Source organism: Sphingomonas sp. BL2 (assembly GCF_056680015.1).
In genome coordinates this window covers 2,547,377-2,572,606 of sequence record NZ_CM155261.1, presented here as the reverse complement: position 1 = coordinate 2,572,606, position 25,230 = coordinate 2,547,377, and the positions used below count along the sequence as shown (strand labels likewise).

Annotated in this window: 24 protein-coding genes and 1 pseudogene; 7 read left to right on the top strand and 18 right to left on the bottom strand. The window is 66.0% G+C overall.

What is annotated here, in order from left to right; all coding sequences use genetic code 11:
- Positions 1-28: 28 nt before the first annotated feature.
- Positions 29-1,138, bottom strand: coding sequence for a fatty acid desaturase family protein (locus AC1ME3_RS12025; RefSeq protein ID WP_480953340.1), 1,110 nt, complete (start codon positions 1,136-1,138; stop codon positions 29-31).
- A 177-nt stretch (positions 1,139-1,315) separates the two neighbouring features.
- Here AC1ME3_RS12025 and AC1ME3_RS12020 point away from each other — a divergent pair, with 177 nt between their 5' ends.
- Complete coding sequence (locus AC1ME3_RS12020) at positions 1,316-2,467, top strand: N-acetyltransferase (RefSeq protein WP_480953339.1); 1,152 nt, start codon at positions 1,316-1,318, stop codon at positions 2,465-2,467.
- Positions 2,468-2,510: 43 nt separating this feature from the next.
- Here the strand turns inward: AC1ME3_RS12020 and AC1ME3_RS12015 are convergent, their stop codons facing one another.
- The 7 genes and pseudogenes from AC1ME3_RS12015 to AC1ME3_RS11985 form a co-directional block, all read right to left on the bottom strand.
- A complete protein-coding gene (locus AC1ME3_RS12015) occupies positions 2,511-2,837 on the bottom strand; it encodes a hypothetical protein (protein ID WP_480953338.1) in 327 nt (108 codons plus the stop codon).
- Positions 2,838-3,626: a transporter gene (locus tag AC1ME3_RS12010; RefSeq protein ID WP_480953337.1), complete on the bottom strand. Its 789-nt coding sequence runs from the start codon at positions 3,624-3,626 to the stop codon at positions 2,838-2,840.
- A complete protein-coding gene (gene xth, locus AC1ME3_RS12005) occupies positions 3,623-4,393 on the bottom strand; it encodes an exodeoxyribonuclease III (RefSeq protein WP_480953336.1) in 771 nt (256 codons plus the stop codon). The genes AC1ME3_RS12010 and xth overlap by 4 nt, the downstream gene beginning before the upstream one ends.
- Positions 4,394-4,400: 7 nt before the next feature.
- On the bottom strand, positions 4,401-4,739 hold the full coding sequence (gene erpA / locus AC1ME3_RS12000) for an iron-sulfur cluster insertion protein ErpA (protein WP_056057508.1): 339 nt from the start codon (positions 4,737-4,739) through the stop codon (positions 4,401-4,403).
- Positions 4,740-4,786: 47 nt separating this feature from the next.
- Positions 4,787-5,383 (bottom strand): annotated as a pseudogene (locus AC1ME3_RS11995) (M23 family metallopeptidase); the annotation flags it as partial.
- A 443-nt stretch (positions 5,384-5,826) separates the two neighbouring features.
- Complete coding sequence (locus tag AC1ME3_RS11990) at positions 5,827-6,279, bottom strand: peroxiredoxin (RefSeq protein ID WP_480953335.1); 453 nt, start codon at positions 6,277-6,279, stop codon at positions 5,827-5,829.
- Positions 6,272-8,881: a bifunctional [glutamine synthetase] adenylyltransferase/[glutamine synthetase]-adenylyl-L-tyrosine phosphorylase gene (locus tag AC1ME3_RS11985; protein WP_480953334.1), complete on the bottom strand. Its 2,610-nt coding sequence runs from the start codon at positions 8,879-8,881 to the stop codon at positions 6,272-6,274. Before AC1ME3_RS11985 ends, AC1ME3_RS11990 begins: the two co-directional genes overlap by 8 nt.
- A 151-nt stretch (positions 8,882-9,032) precedes the next feature.
- Between AC1ME3_RS11985 and AC1ME3_RS11980 the strand changes: the two genes are divergently transcribed.
- Positions 9,033-9,215 (top strand): hypothetical protein, encoded by a 183-nt coding sequence (locus AC1ME3_RS11980; RefSeq protein WP_480953333.1) that lies wholly within the window; start codon positions 9,033-9,035, stop codon positions 9,213-9,215.
- A 24-nt stretch (positions 9,216-9,239) separates the two neighbouring features.
- Here AC1ME3_RS11980 and AC1ME3_RS11975 read toward each other — a convergent pair whose 3' ends face one another.
- On the bottom strand, positions 9,240-9,887 hold the full coding sequence (locus tag AC1ME3_RS11975) for a sigma-70 family RNA polymerase sigma factor (protein WP_056489136.1): 648 nt from the start codon (positions 9,885-9,887) through the stop codon (positions 9,240-9,242).
- A gap of 309 nt (positions 9,888-10,196) precedes the next feature.
- On the bottom strand, positions 10,197-11,000 hold the full coding sequence (locus AC1ME3_RS11970; protein WP_353464037.1) for a response regulator: 804 nt from the start codon (positions 10,998-11,000) through the stop codon (positions 10,197-10,199).
- Between the two features lie 347 nt (positions 11,001-11,347).
- Between AC1ME3_RS11970 and AC1ME3_RS11965 the strand changes: the two genes are divergently transcribed.
- The 3 genes from AC1ME3_RS11965 (at position 11,348) to AC1ME3_RS11955 (ending at position 13,504) form a co-directional block, all read left to right on the top strand.
- A complete protein-coding gene (locus AC1ME3_RS11965) occupies positions 11,348-11,437 on the top strand; it encodes a NepR family anti-sigma factor (protein WP_162236688.1) in 90 nt (29 codons plus the stop codon).
- A gap of 95 nt (positions 11,438-11,532) precedes the next feature.
- Positions 11,533-13,065, top strand: coding sequence for a sensor histidine kinase (locus AC1ME3_RS11960; protein ID WP_480953332.1), 1,533 nt, complete (start codon positions 11,533-11,535; stop codon positions 13,063-13,065).
- Between the two features lie 304 nt (positions 13,066-13,369).
- Positions 13,370-13,504: an entericidin A/B family lipoprotein gene (locus AC1ME3_RS11955; protein ID WP_056055798.1), complete on the top strand. Its 135-nt coding sequence runs from the start codon at positions 13,370-13,372 to the stop codon at positions 13,502-13,504.
- 96 nt (positions 13,505-13,600) lie between these two features.
- Here the strand turns inward: AC1ME3_RS11955 and tatC are convergent, their stop codons facing one another.
- From tatC to AC1ME3_RS11930, 5 genes are read right to left on the bottom strand one after another with little or no spacing between them, the layout of a single operon-like run.
- The gene (gene tatC, locus AC1ME3_RS11950; RefSeq protein ID WP_107953731.1) at positions 13,601-14,383 is read right to left on the bottom strand and encodes a twin-arginine translocase subunit TatC; all 783 of its coding nucleotides are present in this window, start codon (positions 14,381-14,383) and stop codon (positions 13,601-13,603) included.
- Between the two features lie 43 nt (positions 14,384-14,426).
- Positions 14,427-14,951 (bottom strand): Sec-independent protein translocase protein TatB, encoded by a 525-nt coding sequence (tatB, locus tag AC1ME3_RS11945; protein WP_480953331.1) that lies wholly within the window; start codon positions 14,949-14,951, stop codon positions 14,427-14,429.
- Positions 14,952-14,989: 38 nt separating this feature from the next.
- Entirely contained in the window at positions 14,990-15,235 is a 246-nt protein-coding gene (locus tag AC1ME3_RS11940; protein WP_480953330.1) for a Sec-independent protein translocase subunit TatA, read from the bottom strand.
- 35 nt (positions 15,236-15,270) lie between these two features.
- The gene (gene scpB, locus AC1ME3_RS11935) at positions 15,271-15,873 is read right to left on the bottom strand and encodes an SMC-Scp complex subunit ScpB (RefSeq protein WP_480953329.1); all 603 of its coding nucleotides are present in this window, start codon (positions 15,871-15,873) and stop codon (positions 15,271-15,273) included.
- Complete coding sequence (locus AC1ME3_RS11930) at positions 15,870-16,592, bottom strand: segregation and condensation protein A (protein ID WP_480953328.1); 723 nt, start codon at positions 16,590-16,592, stop codon at positions 15,870-15,872. Before AC1ME3_RS11930 ends, scpB begins: the two co-directional genes overlap by 4 nt.
- A 106-nt stretch (positions 16,593-16,698) precedes the next feature.
- Here AC1ME3_RS11930 and AC1ME3_RS11925 point away from each other — a divergent pair, with 106 nt between their 5' ends.
- Entirely contained in the window at positions 16,699-16,905 is a 207-nt protein-coding gene (locus AC1ME3_RS11925) for a ParD-like family protein (RefSeq protein ID WP_056055789.1), read from the top strand.
- A gap of 1 nt (position 16,906) precedes the next feature.
- Complete coding sequence (gene map / locus AC1ME3_RS11920; RefSeq protein ID WP_480953327.1) at positions 16,907-17,680, top strand: type I methionyl aminopeptidase; 774 nt, start codon at positions 16,907-16,909, stop codon at positions 17,678-17,680.
- A 313-nt stretch (positions 17,681-17,993) separates the two neighbouring features.
- Here the strand turns inward: map and AC1ME3_RS11915 are convergent, their stop codons facing one another.
- The 3 genes from AC1ME3_RS11915 to AC1ME3_RS11905 are packed head-to-tail and all read right to left on the bottom strand — an operon-like array spanning position 17,994 to position 25,182.
- A complete protein-coding gene (locus tag AC1ME3_RS11915) occupies positions 17,994-18,995 on the bottom strand; it encodes a glycoside hydrolase family 3 N-terminal domain-containing protein (RefSeq protein ID WP_480953326.1) in 1,002 nt (333 codons plus the stop codon).
- 38 nt (positions 18,996-19,033) lie between these two features.
- Positions 19,034-23,191 carry a translocation/assembly module TamB domain-containing protein gene (locus tag AC1ME3_RS11910; RefSeq protein WP_480953325.1) on the bottom strand — a complete coding sequence of 1,386 codons (4,158 nt, stop codon included), beginning with the start codon at positions 23,189-23,191 and terminating at the stop codon, positions 19,034-19,036.
- Complete coding sequence (locus AC1ME3_RS11905; RefSeq protein ID WP_480953324.1) at positions 23,188-25,182, bottom strand: autotransporter assembly complex protein TamA; 1,995 nt, start codon at positions 25,180-25,182, stop codon at positions 23,188-23,190. Before AC1ME3_RS11905 ends, AC1ME3_RS11910 begins: the two co-directional genes overlap by 4 nt.
- Positions 25,183-25,230: the final 48 nt, after the last annotated feature.

Below are 25,230 nucleotides of genomic sequence, written 5' to 3'. Positions count from 1 at the left end.
GTCGCGAACGACCGGCCCGATCGGGATATCAGCGGCGAACCATCGTGCTGCGCGCGATCTTGCTCACCAGACCGGGCAGACCAGGATAGCTCGCCTTGTGATACGGCGAGAGCGCGTCGAGTTCGGCGGTGATCCGCCGGTGAGCCTCGCCGAGTGCGTGGTAGGGTAGACCCGGCAACAGGTGATGCAGTGCGTGGTAGCGCAGACCAACCGGTGCCCACAGCGCGGGCAGCAACGCCGGCGGCGGGACGTTGACCGTGTCGAGATACTGCGCGGTGACCGTCATCGGCTCGCCGTCATTTTCCCAGAGATGCGCGACCAGCGTGCGGACCTGGTTGAGCACCGCGAATGCCGAGGCTACCGCGAAGATGGTCACGAACGCACGCAACGGCAGCACGCCGGTCACGGTGATCGCGATCAGCGTGATCGCCCACAGGCTCGCGGCCATCTCGAGCCGATCCCAATATACCTTCGCCTCGCCTTCGGGCGCGCGACGGCGGAACTGCGGGTTGATCGCAAGTGCCGAATAGCGCTCGACGATCATCGTCCGCAGTTTGGGCGACAGCAGCGAGATCGGCGACAGGATCGCGAACCGGATCAGCAGCGCGATCGGTGCGAGCGCCGATACGACGATGAACAGCGGCAGCGTCCACGGCTTCATTAGCGCGAGCGGCAGATATTCAGGATCCTCGACCGTGCCGTAGCGGGTCTTGGCGTGATGGAGGTTGTGGACGCCCTCGTACATGAACGACGGGGTCAACAGCGGAACGCCGACCAGTACGTTCCAGCCGAGCCGGAAGTTCGGCACGGAGGCGTGCTTCATGTGGCTGACTTCGTGGATGAAGCTCAGGCCGCGATAGAGACCCAGCATCGCCATTATGCCGGCGACGATCACCACCGGCGTCGACGTCGAGGTGGCTGCCACTACCAGTGCACCGTAGCCCAGCACCATCGAAGAGATCAGGTCGGCCCAGTAGATCGCCGGGCGCGGCTTCACCAGATCGCGCGTCAGGTCGGCAGCTGCACGCAGCATCGCCTTGTCGTCGGCAACGCGCTCCATCCCTCCGACACGGGGCGAACCCGCGGGACTGGAAGCTGGAGCGGCCGTGCCGCGAGCGAGGCTGAGCGATGTGTCCATGGGCATATCCATTGCCCGAAGATAGTGGCGGTACCGTGGCATTTACAGGCCGCGCGGGTGCCGCCGTGCCGGAGGAAACCCGATCACTCTGACAGGGTCCTGCGATGACGCAGGTGTCACTCGCCTTTATTCGCTTCGCTGGGTAGACACGCGCAACTGCGTATTCGGGAACACGACATGGCCAAGCTCATCATTCGACCGGTCGAGACCAAGAAGGACCGCAAGATCTTCATCGATCTGCCGTTTCGTCTCTATGCCGACGATCCCAATTGGGTGCCGCCGTTGAAGTCGGAAGCGCTGGGACTGATCACGCCCGAGAAGAACGGCTGGTTCAGCCATGCCAAGGCGCAGTTGTTCCTGGCCGAGGAGGACGGCCGCGTGGTCGGGCGCATCTCGGCGCACATCGATACGCTCGCGCTGACGATGCCGCCCGAGCAGGGGTTCGGGCCCGGCGTCGGCCAATGGGGCTTGATGGAAGCGGAGCGGCAGGACGTGTTCCAGGCGCTGCTGGAGCGCGCCGAGACATGGCTGCGCGAGCAGGGCATGACGCGCGCGCTGGGGCCGATCAGCATGTCGATCTGGGAGGAACCGGGCCTGCTGATCGACGGATACGACCATCCGCCGACGATCATGATGGGCCATGCCAAGCGCGAATATCGCGGCTGGATCGAATGGGCGCAGTACCGCCCGATCAAGCAGCTGATGACCTATGAGGTCGACGTCACCAAGCAGTTCCCGCCGATCGTTCAGCGCATCATCAAGTCGGGTGAGAAGAACCCGCGGATCAGCGTCCGCAACGTCGACAAGACCAAGTTCGAGGAGGAGGCGGCGATCATCCTGTCGATCCTCAACGACGCGTGGCGCGACAATTGGGGGTTCGTGCCGCTGACCCCGCCCGAGATCAAGGACGTCGGCGTGAAGCTGAAGCCGATCGTGTTCAACGATCTGATCCGGATTGCCGAGCTGGATGGCAAGCCGGTCGCGTTCATGATCACGCTCCCCGACCTGAACGAGGCGATCAAGCCGCTGAACGGGAGCCTGTTGCCGTTCGGCTGGGCAAAGCTGTTGTGGTGGTTGCGCAAACCCAAGGTGCGGACGGTGCGCGTGCCGCTGATGGGGGTAGTGAAGGAGTTGCAGGCGTCGCGGATGGCGAGCCAGCTGGCCTTCATGATGATCGAATATATCCGCCGCGCGTCGGTCGAGAATTACGGTGCGCAGCGCGCGGAGATCGGCTGGATCCTGGACGACAACCAGGGGATGCGGTCGATCGCGGAGACGATCGAAAGCAGGGTGAACAAGGTGTACCAGGTGTACGAGCGGGTGCTGTAACGCGCGCCCCTTCTTCGTCAGGATGACGGAAGGCATCGTGCCGCTACTCCCACTTCCCCTTACCGAAGGGCATTTTAAGCGTCACCGCGGCCCCCTGCCCGATCGCGCCCGGCAATTCGGTTCGGATCGCGTGGACGTTCCCCTTGCCGCCACCCGGCAGCCGGAACGACAGCGGGTCACCCCGCGGCGGCTGGACCGGCTCGGCTAGAGTCGCCAGCCTCTGGTCGGTCGAACGCGCACAGACGACGATCTCGCCATCGGGATCGGTCTGGACCGGACACGGCATCGTCGACCGAACAGGCCGCTTGCGCAATTCAGGTGGAAGCGGCGGCCCGGCTACCGCCTGGAGCAGGAGCAGGCCGGCCAGCATCTAGAAGCGCCGGGATATGCCAGCATACAGCCGCGCATCCGGGGTGTTCGCGTTCAACCCCGCTGCGCCGAATATATCGAACTGGAGATCGTCGTTCGCCATCCATGCCAGCGACAGCGCCGCGACCGCCTGCGTCTCATGCTCCTGCGGATCGTCGTCGCGGAGCGCCTGCATCTCGCCGGTCAGCGTGAAGGCCTTGTCGAGTTTCACCGCCAGGCCAGCGGTCGAACTGTACGCGAGATGCCGGCCATTGCCGTCCTGATCGACCGCGGCATCGATCTCCGGCGTCAGGTCGAGCGAGACCGTGTCGGAGATCTCGTACGTGACGGGGACGAGGAAACCTGCGCCCCAATCGCCGGCGCCGATCGACGAGCGGCCGACCGGCAGCGTCACGAACGGCAGCACCGATACCGACAGGCCGGCGCCGTCGGGATTGTGGAGGTTCGCCTTCATCCCGAGCGACACGTCGCCGACACCGTTCACCGTATCGACGCCGGTCGAATCGCGCATCCGGTCGTGACCGAGCGGCGTCCAGCCGATCCGCGCCTCGATCGAGTCGCTGACGCCGACGCGGACGAGCGTATCGCCGAACAGGATATTATCCTCGCGCGACCCTGGCTGGTCGTCGCGCGTCCAGTCCGCGATCGACGTCTCGACCGAGATTTTCCCGGGCGCGATCGTGCAGGCCGGCGTATCGATGCCAGGACGATCGGAGCAATATTCTCGGTCCTGCGCCATCGCAGCGCCGGACAGGCTCGCCAACGCGATACCGAGAAGCAGGCGCCTCATCGCAGGCGAACCCAGGTCGGTGCGTGATCGCTCGCCTTTTCGCGCCCGCGATAGGCCTTGTCGACGCCCGCGTCGATCATCCGGTCGGCGGCCTGCGGGCTGAGCAGCAAATGGTCGATCCGGAAGCCGGCGTCGCGTTGCCAGGCACCGGCCTGGTAATCCCAGAACGTCCAGACGCCGCCCTTGGGGAATTGCGTACGCAGCGCGTCGGTCCAGCCCTGTGCGACGAGCGCGCGGTAATGCTCGCGGCTTTCCGGTTGCATCAACGCATCGTCCTGCATCGCGCGGACCGAGAAGGTGTCGTCGTCGTTGGCGATGACGTTGTAATCACCGGCGAGAATCGTCGGCTTTTCCTCTGCGAGCAGGACGCGCGCGCGAGCCGCGAGGCGGTCCATCCAGCGGAGCTTGTAGTCGAACTTCGGGCCGGGCTGCGGGTTGCCGTTGGGCAAATAGAGCGCGGCGACGATCAGGCCGTTTATCTCCGCCTCGATATAGCGGCTGTGCTCGTCCTCGGGTTCGCCTTCGAGTCCGCGCTGGCGCACGACGGGCGTGCCGCTCTTCGCGAGGATCGCGACGCCGTTCCAGGCTTTCTGGCCGTGCCAGACCGCGCCGTAGCCGGCGGCCTCGATGTCGGCGATCGGGAAGGTGTCGTCACTCGACTTCAGTTCCTGGAGGCAGACGATGTCGGGCTGGTCTTCGGTGAGATACTCGATCAGCCGCGGCAACCGTGCCTTGATGCCGTTGACGTTGTACGTGACGATTTTCATGGAATCGTCAGACCGAGAAGCTGGAGCCGCAGCCGCAACCCGATGCGGCATTGGGGTTCTCGACCTTGAACGCGGCGCCGGCGAGCGACTCGACGTAATCGACCGCGCACCCGCGGACGAGATCGATGCTGACGCTGTCGACGACCAGCTTCACGCCGTCATGCTCGGCGATCACGTCGTCGGATTCGACCGAATCGGCGAACCCGAACTTGTACTGGAATCCGGAACAGCCGCCGCCGTCGACCGAGAGACGCAGGATCGCCGGCTTCCCCTGCTTGACGGCGATCGCCGCGACGCGCGCCGCAGCGGAGGGGGTGAGGATGATGTCTTGGACCAGCGTTGCCATGCGCTGGAGATAGGAGGTTGCGCTATCCGCGGCAACCTTGGGGTTGATCAGTCCTGCGCGGCGGGGCCGCTCGTCGAAACCGGGATCGCGTTTACCGAGCGGTCCTGCGCGGCGAGGAGGTAATCCGCGGTGGTCAGAAACGGTACCGGGTTGACCGCATGGCCGTCGATGCGGACTTCGTAATGGAGATGCGAACCGGTCGAGCGGCCGGTCGAGCCCATCAGTGCGATCAGCTGGCCGCGAACGACGCGGGCGTTGTCGCCGACCAGGATCTTCGAGAGATGGCCGTAGCGCGTCGCGATGCCCTTGCCGTGGCTGATCTCGACCATGTTACCGTAGCCGCCCTGGCGACCAGCGTGCGCGATGATGCCGTCTGCGGTGGCGTAGATCGGCGTGCCGACCGGGCCGGGAATATCGACGCCAGCATGCATCGCCGCGGTGCCGCGGAACGGATCGGAGCGAATGCCGAAATTGCTGGTGAACGAGAGCGAGTGAACCGGCTGAACCGACGGGATCGCGATCACGCCCTGCTGAGTCGCGTCAAGCTTCTTCCAGGTCTGGAACAGCGTGCGGAACTGCGCGTCGGCGCGGAGATCGGCGGTGGCTTCCTCGGTGTTCGCGGCGATCATCGGACCACCGGTTGCCGCGACGTGGCGCGCTATTTTCGAAGCTACGACCTGGGCCTCGGCGGTCGCGCCGACCGTGGTCATCCCCATCACGGTTGCGGCAATCGCCAACCGGCGGAACGTGAACGACTTGGACGCCGTCGACACGGCCTTGAGGCGCGTCACGATGGCTGCTGCGGTAAATTCGACCATTGGTCCCCGACACAAAAATGCAGGGCCGTTCGCTTCAAGGCGGACGGCTCCGAAACTCTGTCCTGACTCGCAGCCCCTCCGCGCACCAGACACTCTGGGTTAGGCCGGATACCGCTGTTCCGGGCAATAGCTCCGCGCGGTCGGAGCGGCGGAGCGGCAGGTTGCTGCGGCGAGTTGATGCAAATTGGGACGATTGCGAGGGAACAGGAAGTCCACGACGACATCGGACGTTAAATGTCGGCGAATCTCCGAACGTTACTGCGGGCTGTTCAGAGCGCCTTGGCGGCGACCAGAACTGCTTCGGCATGGCCCGCCACGCGGACCTTGCGCCACGCCTTCGCCAGCGTCCCATCGGAGCCGAACAGGAACGTCGCGCGCTCGATCCCCATATATTTACGACCGTACATCGCCTTCTCGATCCACACGCCGAAAGCCTCGCATGCGATACCTTCGACATCGCTGGCAAGCCGGACCGCAAGTCCATGTTTCGCAGTGAATTTTGCGTGCGATGCGACACTGTCCTTCGAGACGCCAACGATGGTCACGCCCGCTGCTGAGAACGCGCCGGACAGTGTGGAGAAGTCCTTCGCTTCGGTGGTGCAACCGGCCGTGTCGTCTTTCGGGTAGAAATACACCACCAGCGGCGCGCCGAGGCTCGCGAGCGAAACCACGGCGTCATCGATCGTCACCGATATGTCGGGGATCTTCGAACCTTCATCCATCCTGCTCTCCCGTCACCTGCGCCCAAAACCGGCGCACCTCCTGCCGCGTTGATTCGAGCGTGGCAATCACCGCCGCCCAGTCCGCCACCCCGATCGCGCGTGCGATGAGGTCCTCCGTGGCATGCCCCGGCGGCGCGGCATCGGGCGCGACGAGGCGCAGCGTCACGAGCAGGCGCGTGAGGACGTCGTGCGCCGGGCGGAGCGACGGCGGGACCAGCCCTTCCCGGATCAATGCATCGATCGCGCCGCCTAGATTGGGATCGAAGCCGGCCCTGTTCACGAGCTGGACGACGTGGGTCGCGAATTCGAGATCGACGAGGCCACCGGGTAGAAGCTTGGCGTCGAGTGCGCCCTTGGGCGGTTTGTGCGCGGCCATGTCGCTGCGCATCGTCCGCGCGTCGGCGATCACGTCGCGCGCCGGTCGATCGCCTTCGAGCACGTCGCGGACGATCGCCGCCACTGCATCCCGAGCGTCGGTCGATCCGAACACCGGGCGAGCGCGGGTGAGCGCCATGTGCTCCCAGGTCCAGGCATCCTCGCGCTGGTAACGGGCGAAGCTGTCCAGCGTGACGACCAGTGGCCCCTGCCCGCCTGATGGCCGCAACCGGGTGTCGATCTGGTACAGCGGGCCCGCGGCGGTCGCGACCGACAGAGCGCCGGTCAGCCTCTGTGCGAGACGATTGTAATAGAGCGTTGCGCCGAGCGGCTTCGGGCCGTCGGACTCTGCGGCAAAATCGCCCGTAAACAGATAGATGAGATCGAGATCGGATGCGTGGGTTAGCATCGCGCCACCCATTCGACCTAGCGCCAGCACGACGAGTTCGCTGTCCGGCACGCGGCCATGGACCTTGGCGAACTCATCAATCGTCGCACAGGCGAGGACGCCGATCGCCGCCTCCGCGACGCGCGCATAGCCTGCTGCGACGTCTAGCGGATCGGACACGCCGGCGACGATCTGCGCCCCGAGCGCGAACCGCAGCTCGCCGACTACGCGGCGGACGTGATCGAGCCGGGACTGATAGTCGCCACCTGCCTCGCCCGCGCACATGATCGCTTCGAGCACCGCGACGTCGCCGACCGGCTCGAACGCGGTCGCATCGATCAGTCCGTCGAGCAGATCGGGGCGACGCCCGAGATCGTCCGCGAGCGTGGGCGCATGGCTGAGGATCGCGGCGAGCAACGTCGCCAAGCCCGGTCGCGCCTCCAACAAGCGGAAGATGTTGATCGCGCTCGGCAGGCGTTCGAGCAATGCGTCCAATCGGAGCAGCGCCGCCTGTGGGACAGGAGCAGTCGCCAACGCAGGAACCAGCGTCGGCAACACCGCCTCCAGTGCGTCGCGCGCCGCCGGACTGCGCAGTGCGGGATAGGCGCCACCCCGCCACGCCTCGATCCGCCGACGTGCCGATTCGGGCTCGTCGAATCCTGCCGCGGCCAGATCGGTTTCCAGCGTCACGGCGTCATGCGAGAACGCGGGGCGGACGGTATCGTCGAGCGCGTCGTATATTCGGCCGGTCGCCGTGACGCGCGGTTCGAGCAGTGCCAACAACGCGCCCGAATCGTCCAGCCCGTGCAGTTTCGCCACGCGGTCTAGCGCGTCTCCGGTCGGCAAGGCGTGCGTCTGGCGATCGTCGATCATCTGGACGCGGTGCTCGATCGTTCGGAGCAGCGTGTAGCCCTCGATCAACGCAGTCGATTCGTCTGTGCCGATCCAACCTGCTTCGGCCAGGCGGGATAGCGCATCGCGGGTTGCGGGCGCACGCAGGGCGGGATCGCGGCCGCCGTGGATCATCTGGTGGATCTGCGCGAAGAACTCGGCTTCGCGGATGCCGCCGCGCCCACGCTTCAGGTCATAGCCGGGGCCGAACGCCTGACCTTGCGAATGATGATCGCGGATTCGGACGGAGATGCCGCGGATCTCGCCGATCGCGCCGAAATCGAGCGCGCGACGCCACACGAACGGACGGATCGCCTCGAGAAATCGCTGGCCCAGCGCCATGTCCCCGGCCGCTGCGCGCGCGCGAATGAAGGCGGCGCGCTCCCACGGCAGCGCCTGTGCTTCGTAATAGCCGATCGCCGCATCGACCGGCAGCGCGATCGGCGTGATCTCGGGTGATGGCCGCAGGCGGAGGTCGACGCGCAGGACGTAACCGTCGCCGTCGCGCGCCTGGAGCAGTTCGACGACGCGCTTGCCAATCCGGACCGCCGCCTCTTCCGGTTCCTCGCGCGGACGTCGGGGCAGCGTCACCGGGTCGAACAACAGGATCGGATCGATGTCCGACGAGTAGTTGAGTTCGCTGCTGCCCTGCTTGCCGAGCGCGATCGCGACGAAGCCGCGTGGTTCGGCGCCGGGGGTCCGCTCCTCGATCGCGGTGCGGATCGCGGTGTCGAGCGCATAGTCGGCGAAGCGGGTCAGTGCGCCGGTCACCGCGGTGAGGTCGAGAACGCCGGCTAGGTCGCCGATCGCGACGTTGAGCGCCATCGCGCGTCGTTCGATCCGCAGGCGACGCGCGACCGGCATGTCGGCTTCGGCACTCGACAAGGAGAGGTCCAGCTTGCCAGCCGCCAGCGATCGCGCCAAGTCCGGCTCACGGTTGAGGACCATCGCCAAGAATGGGGACCAAAGTCTTGCGCGGTCCAGCGCGGCGTTTATCGCCAGTTCAGGTGAGACTAAAGCCATGCGACATCGCTATAATCCGCTGCCTACGCGTGTCACGACAAAGCAACGAAAACGCTAATGGCCCGTTGTAGCGAACATGACTTACGCATTCCTCACGATCAGGCGCGAAGAGAACGGCCAGCAGGTTGTGCGCCGCCCCCGCGCAACCGACGTGATCGGTCACGCGCTACGTGGCGCGTTCGAAGACACGCACTCGGTACCCGACGATATGATGATAATGTTGCGCCGCCTGGACGCGATGCCGCATCGCCTAAACTGAGCGATGCGGCATCCTTAGTCGGGTTTAGCGACCGCGGCTGAGTTCTTCGACGTCGCCCATGATCGAATCAAGCGCCGTCTTGCTCGTGTCCGTCTCATGATCGCGTCGCGACGGCAGCGAACCATCGGTAAGTATCGTTTCGAGGGCCACGCGACCACGCGCAACGCGGCTCTTGATCGTCCCCACAGCAACGCTGCAGATCTCAGCCGCCTCTTCATAAGCGAAGCCGCCCGCACCAACCAAGATCAGCGCCTCGCGCTGCGGCTGAGGCAGATGCATCAACGCACGCTGCATGTCGCCGAGCTCGACATGACGATCCTGGCTCGCAGGCGCAGCGAGGATACGGTCTGCGACCAGATCGTCCCATTCGCCCTTGAAGCGTGCACGCCGCATTTGTGACAGATACAAGTTGCGGAGGATTATGAACGTCCACGCTCGCATGTTCGTCCCAGCCTGGAACCGAAGACGCGCGGCCCAAGCCTTGAGGAGCGTTTCCTGCACCAAATCGTCGGCAAGATCGCGGCTACCCGACAACGACCGACCGAACGCACGCAAATGCGGGATCACCTGGGCAAGCTGAACCTTGAACTCGGCATCCGACAAGGAAACATGCTCGACCGGCTCGACAACGTTCTCGATTTCGTCGTCCACGGGCGAAGCAGGCTGGGTCATGGTAATCCGATCAATCCCGATAAAACACTGCCGTACGCGGACGACAGACATAGGCACAGGTCGCAGGAAATACCAGCGACCTGCTCATAATCCAGCTCAGCGGAGGATTATAAAGCCAAAGATAACAATGACCAAGACGAGGGAGATCGCCAGGATGTACCGGGTCATGTGCGGCGTGGCACCAGCCCGCGCATCCTCGGTATCGATATGAATTGGTTCGTTCGGATCAGCCATAATCACCAAACTCGCGAAAAACGTTTTGGGTCCGTAACCGTCTTGCGGTCACGAACCCGATACGCACTGCCGCCCTCAGGCGGTCGGAACGGTCGCCTGGTCGAAGAACAATGCCTGGCTGATCGCGGCCTTCACGGTCGACCGCTGGAACGGCTTGGTGATCAGGAACGTCGGCTCGGGACGCTCGCCGGTCAGCAGACGCTCGGGGAACGCGGTGATAAAGATCACCGGGACCTCGAATTCGGCCAGGATGTCCTTGACCGCGTCGATGCCCGAGCTGTCGTCGGCGAGCTGGATGTCCGCGAGGACGAGGCCGGGGCGCGTTTCCATCGCCAGGGCAACGGCTTCGTCGCGCGTGACCGCAACGCCGGTGACGTCGTGACCGAGATCACGGACGATCGTCTCGATATCCATCGCGATGATCGGCTCGTCCTCGATGATGAGAACTTTCGCGCGGGTCTGGTTTTCGATCTCGGACAAGGCATCCGCGACCAGATCGTCGACTTCGCTGGTATCGACCTCGATCAGATACGCAGCGTCCTCGGGCGTGAAGCCTTCCATCGCGGTCAGCAGCAGCGCCTGACGCGACAGCGGAGTCATCCGTGCGAGGCGAGCGCGGGCGACGGCCTCGTGGCCCTCGGCATCGCCGACGCTCTCGTCACCAACCTCGTCGAAGTTCGCCGAGTTCCAGATCGCCTGGAACATCCGGTACAGGCCGAGACGGGGATCGACGTCGCGGGGGAATTCCTCGGGCGCGGCGACGATCGCTTCGAGCGTGGCGCGCACATATTTGTCGCCGTGCATCTGGCTGCCGGTCAGGGCCCGGCCGTAGCGCCGCAAAAATGGAAGGTGCGGTGCAAGTTGCTGTCCAAGAGACATGGGTAACGAATACTCCCTGATCCTACGCGGCCCCTCATGTGTCGGGTGGCTCGCGTCATTGCAATGGTGTCGGTCGAAAATGCCCCGTGTCCACGCCATCGCCGCCAGGTATCGGCAGCGATCGAGCGGAGATGCGTATTTTTCGCTCGGGTGTGGAACCATCCAGATGCTATTTGGTTTCACGAACATCTTTCGCGAGTATGTAGTCCGGTGCCCATGGGCGCAGTTTTGCTCGTCATCACATATTGGTTTGCGTCGTGCAGGGGGAAGTTTTGAGTTTGGGCCACGACACGGAGAAGACAGTGCCTGCAACGAAACCCGTCAAGGTCCCTGATAAGGACCAACAAATGGGTTCGGCGCTGCGTTCGGTGTATCAGAAGACCGTGGACGAGACGATCCCGGACGACCTTCTCGAACTCCTCGGCAAGCTGGACTGACGGTGGGCCGCGAGCCCACGGCCTTCGCCCCCGACACCACATCCTCGGAGCCGGCACCCCTGAAGAATAATCGCCTCCTATCGGCGATGGCCAGGATGCCGACAGGCGCCAAGCTTTTCCTGATCATCAGTGCTGCACTCCTGCCGCTGGCCCTGATCGCCGTGTTCGCCACGTTGCAGACGACGCGGTTGGCCGACGCAGAGGCCCGAGCTCGGTTGCGCGTGACGGCGGACGAAAGCGCGCGCGCCATCGCGATCGAACTCGTCGGCGACATGACCGCGCTTCGGGTTGCGGTAAACGCGCTCGGGACCGATCCTGCCGATGCCCCGAGTTGCGCCCGTGCCCAAGGCGTGTTTGCACAGCAATCGTCGGCTGGTACGCGCTTCATCATCACCGACCGCGCCGGCCATGTCCTGTGCGGCGTTCCGCTGCCCAACCCGGTAACCGTGCGGCAGGACAACATGCCCGTCGCCGCAGCGATCGTTCCCGACAACGGACTGATCCTCGCGATTTCTGGACCGAGTGGCGACACGTCCGCCCGCGCCTTCTTCCCGCGCGCCTTCCTCGAGAAGATCGGACGTCCCTCGACGCGCGCGTCCGCATTCAGCAGCGCGATCGTGCTCGACGAGGACGCGCTTCACCTCGAGACGATTGCCGACGAGCGACCGCTCGATCGCATGGAGACGATGCGTACCGAACTGGGCGTTGCCGGGCTCGCGTTGCGGACGAGTATCCGCAGTGCGCCGGTGACGTCGTCGCTGATCGTGGCGATGCTGTTGCCGCTGCTGATGTGGATCGCCGCGGCGAGCATAGCGTGGTTCGTGGTCGACCGCCTGCTGATCCGCCCGCTCCGCCGCCTGCGCGGTGCGGTCGCCGCCTTCACGCCTGGCGAGGAACTCGACTTCGGCACCGTCCACACGTTGCCCGCCCAGGAAATCCGCGAACTGGGGGAAACCTTCCAGTCGATCAGCCGGACGGTTGCGCTGCACGAGGCCGGCCTTGCCGAAGGGCTCGTGCGCCAGACCAAGCTTACGCGCGAGGTGCACCACCGCGTGAAGAACAACCTTCAGGTCATCTCCAGCCTGATCAACTTTCACGCCCGCAGCGCCCCCAGCCCCGACGCCACCGCAGCTTACTCGTCGATCCAGCGCCGCGTCGATGCGCTGGCCGTGGTTCACCGCAATCACTTTGCTGAGCTCGAGGAAAACCGTGGGTTGAACCTGCGAACGATGATCGGCGAGCTTTCCGCCAATATCCGCGCGACCGCGTCGGATCGCTCGCACGGCCTGGGCATCACGCTCGATATCGATCCGTATCTGGTCAACCAGGACGTCGCGGTCGCGCTGGCGTTCCTGGTGACGGAGACGATCGAACTGGCGATGAGCTGCGATCCGGCGGCGCAGATCAGGATCGTCGTGAAGCCGGCCGACAAGCTTGCCGACAAACCGGACCGGGCGGTTGTCCGCGTCGTTTCGCGCGCGTTGGTCGAGAGCGATGCGTTCCGAGAGGCCCTGTCGCGCTATGGTCGCGTCATGGAAGGCCTGTCGCGCCAGTTGCGGTCGCCTCTGCACCACGATCCACTGGTCGGCGCGTACGAGATCGCCTTCGCCATTACCGGGCGCGACTAAGCCTTTTCTGCAACGTCGGCTGATCCATATCAAACGACGCATTTAATTGAATAGATTCGAAGAAAAGCGGGAACCGACCATCGCCGTTGCCGTTCTACACTTCGGATAGCGACTTTATGCCCCCCCGCTCTCGCTATCCAGAACACAGGCCCGGTAGCACACCCTCCCCCCCCTGGTGATGCTGCCGGGCCTTTATTCCAAAAATAGCCTTTCCCCACCGTGCGTTGGTTCCAGCGGCGGAACGAATGGCGCCCCCGAACATTCCCCCTCCCGTGGCATTCAAGCCCTTCTAGGAGGAAGTATCATGCGTAAGTTGGTTGGACTGGCGATTGTAGCCAGCGCTTTGATGGTGTCGGCATGCAACACGGTCGAGGGCGCAGGCAAGGACGTGGCGTCGGCGGGCAAGACCGTTGCGAAGACCGCGGACAACGCCAAGTAAGCCTTTGCGCTTATGATAATGAAACGGGGCCCGGAGCACATGCACCGAGCCCCGTTTTCGTATGTGCTCTGACGGGTAGTAAGCTTCGGATCGGCGTCAGCTCTCGACGATGTCCGTCGACTCGCCCTCGACCGCCTTGGCCTTCGCCCGGCTACGCTCGGTGAACCAGATCCCGATCAGCGCCAGTTCGTACAGAATCACCAGCGGGATCGCGAGCAGCAGCTGCGAGCCGATATCCGGCGGCGTCAGCACCGCCGCAATCGCGAACGCCGCGACGATCGCATAGCGCCGCGCGCCGATCAGTTGCTTGCGCGTGACGATCCCTGCCCGCTCCAACAGCATCAGCAGGACCGGCAACAGGAACGAGATGCCGAAGCCGAACAGGAACTGCATCGTGAACGACAGGTAGTTGCCGATCGCCGGCAGCGCCTCGCGGTGAATGCCGCCGACCATCCCATCGAAGCCGAGCAGGAAGTGCAGCGCCATAGGGATCGCGACGTAATAGGCCATCGCGGCGCCCGTGAGGAACAGGACCGGCGTGGCGAGGATAAACGGCAGCAGCGCGCCGCGTTCCTTCTTGTACAGGCCGGGCGCGACGAACTGCCACACCTGGTTCGCGATCACGGGGAATGACAGCATCATCGCGGCGAAGAACGCCACCTTGATCTGGACGAAAAACGCTTCGAAAATCTCGGTATAGATAACCTTGTTCTGACCCGCAGCGAGCAGCGGGTGAACCAGGAAGCCGAAGATGTTCTCGGCAAAATACATCGCCACCGCGAACGTCACGACCAGCGCGGCGATGCAGTAGAGCAGCCGCCGCCGGAGCTCGATCAGATGGTCGAGCAACGGCGCCCGGCTTTCGTCGATCTCGCTCATGTCTGGCTTTCGGCGTTATGAAGGGTAGTCGCGGGCGCTGCGTTCACGATGACGCCACGTCGGACTTGCCGGTCTTGTCGTCGGGATGGGGCGCGGTCGCGGCCGGCGTATCCAGCGGTCCGTCGAACAGGTCCGGACCGCGATCCGCCAATGGCTTAGGCTCCTGCTCCGCCGGTACCGGCGAAGCATGCTCCGAAGCAGCAGCCACCACGGGTTTCTCGACCATCACCGGCTCGTCGGTATGATCGACGGACCGATAATCGCGACGGTGCTCCTCCGTCTCCGGCGAGTGCACCACCTGCGTGGTATCGGCCGTCGAGTCCGTGCCCGTCTGCGGATGCTCGCGCATGATGCGTTCGTTCTCCGACGCCCAGCGCTTTTCCATTTCTTCGAGTTCAGCCTCGCGGACCATCGAATCGAAGCCCGAGCGAAACTGCCGCGCGACGCCACGCGCCTTGCCGACCCAATAGCCGACCACGCGCATTGCCTTGGGCAGATCCTTCGGACCAATCACGACGAGCGCGACGAAGGCCACGAGCAGAAACTCGGAGGGCGCGATATCGAACATTCAGCCGCGCCTATCTAGTGTCGTCAACTCTGCCGGCTTCAGGCAGGACGGTCGTCGCGGACGCGATTGCCGTCGCGATCGAACGCGGGATCGGCAGTCTTCTGCGCTTCGATCCGGGCCGATGGCTTGACCGGCGTCTCGTCGTCGTTCTCGGACATGCCCTTCTTGAAATTCTTCACGCCCTTGGCGACGTCGCCCATCAGGTTCGAGAATCGGCCGCCGCCGAGAAGGAGGATCGCGACGACCGCGAGAACGAGCAAGTGAATCGGGCTAAAACCGCCCATGGCAATTCTCCTGGAAACTGAACCCTATCTAAGCCTCATCCTGCCGCTTTGCCAGCCACCTCGCCATCTTCCCGGTCGTCTTCGCCATCTTCGAGCCGATCGAACGCGAGATCGACCGGATCGAGCAGCCCGGCGGCGCGCAGATCGTCGATTCCGGGCAGGTCGCGGCGGCTCTGGAGGCCGAAATGGACGAGGAATGCAGGCGTGCTCGCGAACATCAGCGGGCGTCCCGGCACCTCGCGCCGCCCAGCCGGCTTTACCCAGCCCGCTTCCATCAGGACGTCGAGCGTCCCCTTCGAGATCTGCACCCCGCGAATCGCCTCGATTTCCGCGCGGGTGACGGGTTCGTGGTAGGCAATGATCGCCAGCGTCTCGATCCCTGCGCGGCTGAGCTTGCGCGGTTCCTCGCGGTCGCGGCGGAGCATGTGCGCCATGTCGGGCGCGGTCTGGAATTGCCACCGCTCACCGCGCCGGACGATCGCGATGCCGCGACCGGCATAGTCGGCGGTCAGTTGGTCGATTGCCGATCGGACGTCACCGTTGCCGACGTGCGCGCGAATCGCATCTAGCGTCAGCGGGGTCTCAGCCGCGAACAGCACCGCCTCGACGGCGCGCGTGAAGTCGTCGGGTGGGATCACGCGCGGGCTCTCAGATACAGCGGCGCGAAAGGTGACGCCTGGCGCAGTTCGATCTTCCCCTGCCGTGCGAGTTCGAGTGCCGCGACGAAGCTCGACGCCAGCGCCGAACGCCGGAGACGCTCGCCCGCTTCGGGGAGGAAGCTTTCGATCACGCTCCAGTCGATCCGCGCGCCGACCAGCATCGACACGCGCTCCAGCGCCGCCTCCAGCGTCATGACCTCGCGGTCAGCGACGACGTGCATCACCGGCCGCGTCCGCGCGGAAATGCGGCCGTACGCGGCGATCAGGTCGAAGATCTCGGCCTGCCAGGCCGCCTTGCGCACCGTCCGCAGACCCTCGGGGGCGCCGCGCAGGAACACGTCTCGCCCGGTCCGGTCGCGCGCCATCAGCCGCGCACCGGCCTCGCGCATCGCACTCAGCCGTTCGAGCCGCAGTTGCAGTCGCAGCGCGAGTTCCTCCGGGTCGGGCTCGGCGAGTGGATCGCGGGGCAGGAGCAACGCCGACTTTAGATACGCCAGCCACGCGGCCATCACGAGATAGTCGGCGGCGAGTTCAAGCTTCAGCGCGCGGGCGGAGTCGACATAGGCAAGGTACTGCTCGACCAGCGCTAGGATCGAGATCTTGCGCAGATCGACCTTCTGCCCGCGCGCGAGCGAGAGCAGCAGATCGAGCGGCCCCTCCCATCCGTCGAGATCCAGGGTCAGTTGCGCGTCGTCCATTGTCGGACGCTACAGCGCGCGCTGCCGGGCATCCACCCTCCACGTTTGACGAATCACCATACGGACCGTATACGTTTTATATGGTCAGGGTGAGTGTGAGGCTTGGATGGGTATCGTGAAGATCGACGACGCGCTGCACGAGGATGCGCGGCGGGCGAGCCAGGTGCTGTGCCGGTCGATCAATGCGCAGGCGGAGTTCTGGATGAAGATCGGCATGCTCGCCGAGGCCAACCCGACGCTGTCGTTCAACGATATCGTCACCGCGCAACTCGCCGCGGCCTCGGTCCGCGTCGCCGACAAAACGGCAGCCTGAGATGGTGAAGACGCCGGCCGAACTGGCGCTGATGCGCGTTTCGGGTGCGCTGCTGGCGTCGGTGTTCGAGATGCTCGACGAGCAGGATCTGGCGGGGCTGTCGACGTTGCAGGTCAACGACATGGTCGATCGCTTCATCACCGACGACCTCGAAGCCCGCCCCGCGAGCAAGGGCCAATATGACTTCGAATACGTCCTGAACAGCTCGATCAACCATGTCGTCTGCCACGGCGTGCCTAACGTTCGCGACATCATCCGCGACGGCGACATCGTCAATCTGGACATCACGCTGGAGAAGAATGGCTTCATCGCCGATTCGAGCAAGACGTATATGGTGGGCACCGTTCCACCTGCCGCGAAGCGCCTCGTGCGGGTCGCGCAGGAGGCGATGTGGCAGGGCATTCGGCAGGTCCGGGCGGGCGCGCATCTCGGCGATATCGGCTTCGCGATCGAGCGGCATGCGAAGAAGCACGGCTATGCGGTGGTGCGAGACTATTGCGGGCACGGCATCGGCCGCGAGATGCACGAGGAGCCGCAGGTGCTCAATTTCGGGCGTGCGGGAACAGGTATGATGCTGCGCGAGGGGATGGTGTTCACGATCGAGCCGATGATCAACCAGGGGACGCGCAAGGTGTCGACCGAGGATGACGGATGGACCGTGGTGACCGACGACGGCAAGCTTTCGGCGCAGTTCGAGCATACGGTGGCGGTGACGCGCGGCGGGGTCGAGGTGCTGACGTTGCGCGGGGACGAGCGGGCTCGGGGGTTGAGGTGATCGCGGGGACGGGGACGTCGCATCCCCTTTCCGTTCGTGCTGAGTAGCGACTGAGTAGGCTCGTCAGAGCCGTATCGAAGGCGTGTATCGAAGCACAGGTTTTACCCGCGGCAACCTGTCCTTCGATACGCCGCTTCGCCAAGCTCAGCAGCTACTCAGGACGAACGGATGGTATGCTTTGCACAGAGCCCACCACCCCGGCGAAGGCCGGGGCCCAGTTGGGGGACGTCGATGATTGAGGACGGCGCTCCGTTACTGTGACCTTTCCAACTGGGCCCCGGCCTCCGCCGGGGTGGTGGATGATGGGCTAGCGTCAGGCCTGCGCCAACAGCGCATCGCGCGTTGCGATCAGTTCCGCGAAATCACCCTTGGCCACGCCGACCGACGCCATCGCTCGTTCCAGCCGCGCCCGTGACGCCTCCGAAATCTCCTCCAACCGCCCGGCGATCTCGACCATTTCGTCCATCCGCGCCCAGCAATCGAGCACCAGGTCGCACCCAGCCGCGATCGCGCCCGCCGCCTTGTCGCCAGCGGTACCGGAGAGCGCCTTCATGTCGATGTCGTCGGTCATCAGGAGGCCGTCGAAGCCGATCCGCCCGCGGATGATCTCGTCGATCACGATCGGCGACAGCGTCGCGGGGCGGTCGGCGTCCCACGCGTCGAAGACGATGTGCGAGGTCATCCCCATCGGCGCCTGGTTGAGCGTGCGGAACGGTTCGAGGTCGATCTCGAGGTCGGCGTCGGTCGCGGTGACGGTCGGGAGGTGGTGGTGCGTGTCCACTCGCGCGCGGCCGTGGCCGGGCATGTGCTTGACGACACCGACGACGCCGCCTTCGGCCAGCCCTTCGAGCGTTGCGCGGCCGAGGGCCGCGACGCGCATGGGGTCGGAGCCGAACGTCCGTGAGGCGACGGCTTCGGTGGTATCCGGCTGCGACACGTCGAGCAGCGGGAGGCAGTCGACGGTGATCCCGACCTCGCTGAGCATGACGCCCAGCGCCTGCGCGTTGGCGCGCACCGCCTGGATCGCGGTCATCGGCGCGCGTTCATAGGCTGCATCGAATACCGGGCCAGCGGGGAATGCGGGCCATTCGGGCGGTCCCATTCGCGCGACGCGGCCGCCCTCCTGGTCGATCAGGATCGCCAGATTGTCGCGGCCGGCAAGCGCACGGAGCGAGTCCGTCAGTGCGCGGACCTGCACGCGATCGACGATGTTGCGCTTGAACAGGATGTAGCCGGCGGGTTCGCACTCGGCGAAGAACGCGCGTTCGGCGGGGGTGAGGACGGGGCCGGACAGGCCGAAGATGACGGGCTTCATGCGTTCTTCCTAGCGAAACCGGCGTGCGCGATCATCCTTCAATAATCTTTCGAGACACGGACGTTGGCGCTTTGGCGGCCGAGCGTGGAGATGCTCGACAGCAGCGACAGCCAGCGGGTGACTTGGAACTCGACCTGCGTGGCGGAATAGCCCTGACCGTCGGTGACGATCTCTGCGTACAGGCGCCGCGTGACGTATTTGCCCGCCGCGATCGAGGTGCCCTGCCCGGTCTGTGGATCGGCGGGGAGGATGCGGAGACGATCGAGTCCGGCGGCGCGACGCACCGCGTTGATCGGGTTCAAGCCACTGCCGCCGCCCTGCAACGCCGCGACTGCCGCTGCCAACTGCAACGCTTCGGGCGCGGACAGGTTGGTGATCGAGGTGCCGAACAGGAGGCGTGACAGAAGTTCGTCCTCGGGCAAGGCTGGCGTGCTGGTAAAGCCGATCTCGGGTTTGAGCGCATAGCCGGTGACCCGGATCGATGCGCTCAAACCCGTCGAGTCCGCGTTCGCCTCGATATCGAGTGCAGGGTTCGCGGGCACCTGCCCGTCGAAGCGGATCACGCCGCGCGCCAGTTCGAACTGCCGGCCAGCGAACTCGTAGTCGCCGCGGATCAGCGTGGCGCGGCCGGTGATCGCCGGGTTCTCGGGCTGGCCGGCGATCTGGAGGTTGGCGGACCATTCGCTGGTGAGGCCGAGGCCGCTGACCATCACCTGGTTAGGGGCACGCGCCTTGATCGCGAGCGTCCAGGGCTTGGTCGGCGTCGCGACTTCCTCGCCGCCGTCGGGCAGGTTGATCTCGCGGATGTTGAGCTGGGGGACGGCGCTGGCCGCGGTGGCCTGGCCGAGGCGATAGCGGCTCTTGTCGAGCACGACATCGCCGGCGATCGTGCCGCCCGAACCGTTCGACTTGAACGTCAGCGGCCCGGAGACGGTCGCGCCGATGTCGTCGCGGTTGATCATCACCGCCTTGTCAGCCTGAAGCGCGAGGTCGAGGCCGATCCCGGCGGCGGCGGCGAATTCGAACTGGCCGGTGCCGGTGACGCGCCCGCCCTTGCCCGCGTCCGCGCCGAACCGGTCGATCACAAGGCGCGAACCGCCGAAACGCCCAGTCGCCTGGACGTTGGTGAGGACAGTGCCGGTGGTCGCGCTCTCGATCCGCGCGCCGTTCGCCTGGACGACGCCGCGCAGGGTCGGGTTGGCGAGCGTGCCGACCACGTCCGCGCCGATCGCAACCGGGCCGGAGAGGTCGAACAACTCGACTCCGGTAAGGCGCCAGAGCGTGTCGGCCGGGCCGCTGTACCGCAGTTGTCCGAACAGGCGGGCGTTGCTGATCCGGGACGCGAGATCCCCCTGCCCCAGCGGCGCGAGTTGGGCCTGGGCACGGCCGATCGTCTTGCCGGCGGACGCGATCACCGCGCGCAGGCCGAGCTTGTCGGGGGAGAGCACGGCTGCAACGCCGACGTCGATCGGGCGCGACGATAGGACGAGGCCGGCGCGGCTGAGCCCGCGGATCGTCACGTTCGCCTTGCCGGTCGGGGCCGCACCATTGGCGGTCGCGATCGTGAAACTGCCCGAGGCGCTGCCGCTGAGACCGAGCCCGGGATAGGCGATGTCGAGGATCGCGAGCGGCATGCGCGTCAGGCTGGCGTCGATCGCGGTGCTGGCGGCGGCGAAGCGGCCGCCGACCTGGGCCTCGCCGCCCGAGAAGCTGAGCTTGGTCGATGCGAGGTGCCAACCGTCTTCGGCCTGGGTGAGGACCGCGGGCGTGAGCAGTTTCAGCGGGCGACCGTCCAGCGTGCCTTGCGCGGCGATCGCGTAGCTGTTGGCGGTGACCTGCGTGACGCTCTGGATATCGAACGCGCGGCCGCGGGAGCCGGCGATCGATGCCTTGATCGTGCCGACGCCGCCACGGAGCGACGCGGACCCGTTGAACCGGGCGAGGCTGAGCGTGCCGCGACGCAGGCCGAGGCCGGTCGCGGTCGCCTCGATCGAGGTGCCGGCGGGATCGAGCAACGTGACGAAATCGAGCTTGCCCTGGCGTAGCGCGATGCCGTCGAGCGTCGCGGCCTTGGCGGCGAGATGCCCGTCGACGCGTTGGATCTGGCCGACCGGCCGGAACAGGAGTTCACCAGAAATACCGCCGCCCGCAACCGCGAGCGCGCCATTGAAGCCGCCATCGACGACCGCGATGTTCCCGCTCGCCTTGGTGCCGGCTACGTTCAGCGCGGCGATTGCGATCGTCGCATCGGCGCCCGGTGGCAACAGGATCGCGCCGTTGGTGGTGAAGGGCCCGAGCCGCGATCCGCCCGCCGCGGTGAACGCGAACCCCTGCGGCGTCGGATCGAGATGCGCGCGGACGTTCGACAGGCCGAGCGTCGCGTTGGGGCTGGCGAAGACGAGGTCGAGCGTCGGCTTCTCGATCTGGCCGTCGAGTTTCAGCGTCACCGGGCCGTAAGTCTGCTGGCGTCCGCCGCCCTCGAAATGGAAGGTCCCGTCGCGCCGACGATAGCCGTTGCCGGTCAGCCGGATCTGCGGCGCGGTGAGGACGAGGTTGGTGAAGTGCAGCACGCCGTCGGTGGTGCGTTCGAGGTTGGTGGTAATGCGCGGCAGCCCGCCTGCGAGGCTGCGGAAGAACGCGTTGTCGAGCCGCACCATCTGCGCGCTGCCCTGGCCGATGACGCGCGTGCCGTGGCGGTTCGGGCCGGGGACGACGCGCAAGGTGGACTTCACGTCGACGATGCCGAGACCGGGGATCAGATAGCGGCCGAGCCCGCCGTTGATACCGACCTCGAACTGGCCGTTGCGCAGGTCGACCGCGAGGTTGATGCTGCCGGTGAGCTTGTCCGAGCGGAGCTTCAGCGCGTCGCCGGTGAGCAACGTCGGCGTCACGCGGAGCAGGCCGTCGACCGACAGGTTGCGCAGGATCCCGCCCGCGACGGTGCCTACGCCGGTGACGCGCGCCGCGGTGAAGCGGATCGGCACGGTGACCGGCGCCGCCGATAGCCTGCCCTTGCCGGCGGCGTGCGCGTTCTCGAACCCGGTCTGGTCGAACGCGAAGCGGCTGGCATCGAGGCGGTAATCGAACGCGGCGGTCGCGAACGGGCCGTCGAGGATCGCGCGCAATTCCACCATGTTGCCGGTCATGTTGGTGAACAAAGCGGGCGGACGGAGCAGCCGCGCCTTGATCCGCACGTCGCGGTAGGCGTTGGCGGCGAGATCGATGATGCCGGTCGTGTCGACCGCGAGCGCGGGCGTGCGCAGCGAGAGCTGGCCGTCGAGGCGGCGGTTGGCGAACCCGGCGCTGCCGTTGACCAGGATGCGCGGCGCGGTCAGCTTTTGCAGCCGGCCCTTCAGCAGCGACGACGGCGCGAGCGTGCCCGACAGCGTGTAGCGGCCGGCGACCTGCGCGAGCGCGAGATCGACGACGCGCGTCGTGCCGACGATGCCGTTGGCGCGGCCGTTCCACTTCGCCCAGCTGCCGTCGCCGGTGACCGCGAGCGCGACCGGGCCCTTCGCCTTCACCATCCGCGCGAGCACGCCGCCCGCGGCGCCCTTCGCGGCGACGTCGAGGTCGAAGCGGTCGCGCGCGGGCTCGGCATCGATCCTGAGCTTCAGGTCGTCGCTGCCGGCGACGCGGGCCTTGAGGTCGACCAGCGCTCGGCCCGAGCGAATATCCGCGCGGCCTTCGAGTGTCCCGATCCTTTGGGTCCCGAGCACGCGCTTGGCCAGCGTGAGGCGGCCGACCGAGAGCCTGCCGATATGGATGTCGAAGTCGGGCAGGATCGGGCCGCGCGTCTTCGACGGGCGGGTGCGCGGCGTGTGAGTCAGGATCGCGCGATCGACGATCAGCCGGCGGATCTCGAGGCGGTTCGAGAACCAGTCGAACGGCGACCAGTCGAGCGTGACGTTGGGCGCCTGGAAGACCAGCCCCTCGAGATCGTACACGCGGAGATCGGTCAGGCGGGTGTCGCCGTACAGCGAGCCGTCGATCCGACCGACCGTGAAACGCAGGCCGTTGGCGGTCTTGATCGCCGCGATCCGGTCCGCGACGAAACGGTGGCCGATGTCGGTGTCGACGATCAGCAACGCGGCGCCGACGATCGCGAGCAGCGCGATAACCGCGCTGACGATCCAGCGCCACCAGGCGATCGGGCGCCTTGGGCGGCGTTCCGGAAGAGTGACCTCTTCGGTCAAAATGCCTGTCCCAGTGAGACGTACACGGCGATGCGGCTGTCGCCGGGCTGCGGGTTGATCGGCGTGCCGACGTCGAGGCGGATCGGACCGAAGTTCGAATAATAGCGCACGCCGATGCCGGTGCCGTATTGCAGCCCGGTGAATTTCGGCAGCGGCGAGGTATAGATATTGCCCGCGTCGAGGAACGGTACGATGCCGAAGCTGCCGAGGACGCGGACGCGCGCCTCGATCGAGAATTCGGTCAGGCTGCGGCCGCCGATAGGGTCGTTGTTGGGATCGCGCGGGCCGATCGACTGATAGCCGTAACCGCGGACCGACGCGCCGCCGCCGGCGTAGAAGCGCCGTGACGGCGCGACCTGATCGCGCGGGGCGCCGACGATCGTGCCGAGCCGGGTGCGGGCGGCGAGTACCACCCGGTCGCCGAACGGTTGGTACACGCTGCCGTCGAACTGGGTGCGCGCATAGCCGAACACCGAGCCCTGCAACGAGACTTCGGGGCTGATCCGGCCGCCGAGGCGGAAGCCCTTGGTCGGGTTGAGCAGATCGTCCGAGCCGTCGTAATTGAGGCTGGTCGGCAGCGCGCCGATAAAGAACGTCCGACGACGTGGCGCGCCGGTCGAGAGGATCACGTCCTGCTCGTCCGACGCTAGCAATTCGGCGCCCACGGACCATGTCCAGGTCTTCTGGAAGAAGATGTTGGTCTGGCGCTCCAGCGTACCCGCGAGCGAATAGGTCTTCGCGTCGTACGCGTCGCGGTTGGTATGCGCGGCGGACGCCTGGAGCGTCAGCACCCGGTCGCGCGCCTTGAAGTTGTTGCGGCGGAAGACGACCGAGCCGAGCTGTTCCTGCGTTCCCAGCACGCCGCGCAGCGTCAGCGCGCCTTCGGGTGGGAACAGGTTGCGGTGCGTCCAGCTGAGTTCCGCGCGCGCACCTTCGCCGGTGCCGTAGCCGAGTTCGCCCGCGACGGTATGCGGCGGCGCGCGATCGAGCTTCACGGCGATGTCGACGGTGTCGGGGGTGGCACCTTGGACCGGTTTGAGATCGACCGCGGAGACGAGGCTGGTCTGGATCAGCGCGCGGCGGAGGTCGTCGAGCTTGGCGGCGTCGTACGTGTCGCCGGGCGAGAAGCGTGCGATCTCCGCGACATGGTCCGCGCCGAACACGCGGTTACCGGGGAGCGCGACGACCTGTCCGAACTTGCGCGCGCCGCCGGGTTGGACGGACAGGTCGAGCGTCGCGGTGCGGGTGGCGTGGTCGACGACGATCGCCGGATCGCCGACCTTGGCGAACGGAAAGCCTTCGCGGCCGATCTGCGTCGTCAGCTTGGCCTGCCCCGCGACGATCGCATCGGAATTGACCGGGTCTTCGGGCTTGATCCCGAACGCAGTCGTCAGCCCCGGTGCCTTGTCGCCTGCCGCGGCGATGCCATCGATCGTCACGCCCTTGAACTTGTAGAGCGTGCCGGGGGTGGCCGACAGCACGACCATCGGCTTGGCGCCGGGCTCGACCCGCGTGACGACGCTGGAGTCGTAATAGCCCTCCGCGCGGAGCAGGCTGTTGAGCAGGTCGGCATCTTCGCGGGCGCGGCGATCGAGTTGCGCGGCGTTGGCGGCTTGGTGGTCGTTTGCGTCGAGCGTCGAGAGTTGCGCGAACCGCTGTCGCAGCAGCGCGTCGTCGATCCCGTCGATGCCGTCGATCCGCCAGGTGTAGCGGCTTTCGGTATTGGCATCGACCGCGGCGACCGTGGCGGCCGGGTCCATCGGCGACGTGGCGAGATCGGGCCAGGCGACGCCGATGTCTGGCAACGGGGCGAGCGGCGAATTGGGGTCGAGCGACATCGGTGTGTCGGCGGTCGGGCTTGCTTGCGTTTGCGCCGGCACGGGCGCGGTTTGTGCTCCTGCGGCACGTATGCCCACGCAAGGTAGGGCACCCGCTGTCGTCAGAACGAAAAAGGCGGCGGCCGGCCCGGCTCGCCCGACGCGGAACACCATGTCCGGCTCCTAGCCGGGCTTGTCGTTGCGGAACAGTATCTAACGCCG

Coding starts and splice junctions, on each gene's coding strand:
- AC1ME3_RS11960 (WP_480953332.1), top strand. CDS start 11,533: ATGCCGACAGGCGCCAAGCTTTTCCTGATCATCAGTGCTGCACTCCTG.
- AC1ME3_RS12020 (WP_480953339.1), top strand. CDS start 1,316: ATGGCCAAGCTCATCATTCGACCGGTCGAGACCAAGAAGGACCGCAAG.
- AC1ME3_RS11905 (WP_480953324.1), bottom strand. CDS start 25,182: ATGGTGTTCCGCGTCGGGCGAGCCGGGCCGGCCGCCGCCTTTTTCGTT.
- AC1ME3_RS11940 (WP_480953330.1), bottom strand. CDS start 15,235: ATGGGCGGTTTTAGCCCGATTCACTTGCTCGTTCTCGCGGTCGTCGCG.
- map (WP_480953327.1), top strand. CDS start 16,907: ATGGTGAAGACGCCGGCCGAACTGGCGCTGATGCGCGTTTCGGGTGCG.
- AC1ME3_RS11970 (WP_353464037.1), bottom strand. CDS start 11,000: ATGTCTCTTGGACAGCAACTTGCACCGCACCTTCCATTTTTGCGGCGC.
- AC1ME3_RS11955 (WP_056055798.1), top strand. CDS start 13,370: ATGCGTAAGTTGGTTGGACTGGCGATTGTAGCCAGCGCTTTGATGGTG.
- tatB (WP_480953331.1), bottom strand. CDS start 14,951: ATGTTCGATATCGCGCCCTCCGAGTTTCTGCTCGTGGCCTTCGTCGCG.
- xth (WP_480953336.1), bottom strand. CDS start 4,393: ATGAAAATCGTCACGTACAACGTCAACGGCATCAAGGCACGGTTGCCG.
- AC1ME3_RS11930 (WP_480953328.1), bottom strand. CDS start 16,592: ATGGACGACGCGCAACTGACCCTGGATCTCGACGGATGGGAGGGGCCG.
- AC1ME3_RS11925 (WP_056055789.1), top strand. CDS start 16,699: ATGGGTATCGTGAAGATCGACGACGCGCTGCACGAGGATGCGCGGCGG.
- AC1ME3_RS12010 (WP_480953337.1), bottom strand. CDS start 3,626: ATGAGGCGCCTGCTTCTCGGTATCGCGTTGGCGAGCCTGTCCGGCGCT.
- AC1ME3_RS11980 (WP_480953333.1), top strand. CDS start 9,033: ATGACTTACGCATTCCTCACGATCAGGCGCGAAGAGAACGGCCAGCAG.
- AC1ME3_RS11965 (WP_162236688.1), top strand. CDS start 11,348: ATGGGTTCGGCGCTGCGTTCGGTGTATCAGAAGACCGTGGACGAGACG.
- tatC (WP_107953731.1), bottom strand. CDS start 14,383: ATGAGCGAGATCGACGAAAGCCGGGCGCCGTTGCTCGACCATCTGATC.
- AC1ME3_RS11985 (WP_480953334.1), bottom strand. CDS start 8,881: ATGGTCCTCAACCGTGAGCCGGACTTGGCGCGATCGCTGGCGGCTGGC.
- AC1ME3_RS11975 (WP_056489136.1), bottom strand. CDS start 9,887: ATGACCCAGCCTGCTTCGCCCGTGGACGACGAAATCGAGAACGTTGTC.
- AC1ME3_RS11990 (WP_480953335.1), bottom strand. CDS start 6,279: ATGGATGAAGGTTCGAAGATCCCCGACATATCGGTGACGATCGATGAC.
- AC1ME3_RS12025 (WP_480953340.1), bottom strand. CDS start 1,138: ATGGACACATCGCTCAGCCTCGCTCGCGGCACGGCCGCTCCAGCTTCC.
- AC1ME3_RS12015 (WP_480953338.1), bottom strand. CDS start 2,837: ATGCTGGCCGGCCTGCTCCTGCTCCAGGCGGTAGCCGGGCCGCCGCTT.
- AC1ME3_RS11915 (WP_480953326.1), bottom strand. CDS start 18,995: ATGAAGCCCGTCATCTTCGGCCTGTCCGGCCCCGTCCTCACCCCCGCC.
- erpA (WP_056057508.1), bottom strand. CDS start 4,739: ATGGCAACGCTGGTCCAAGACATCATCCTCACCCCCTCCGCTGCGGCG.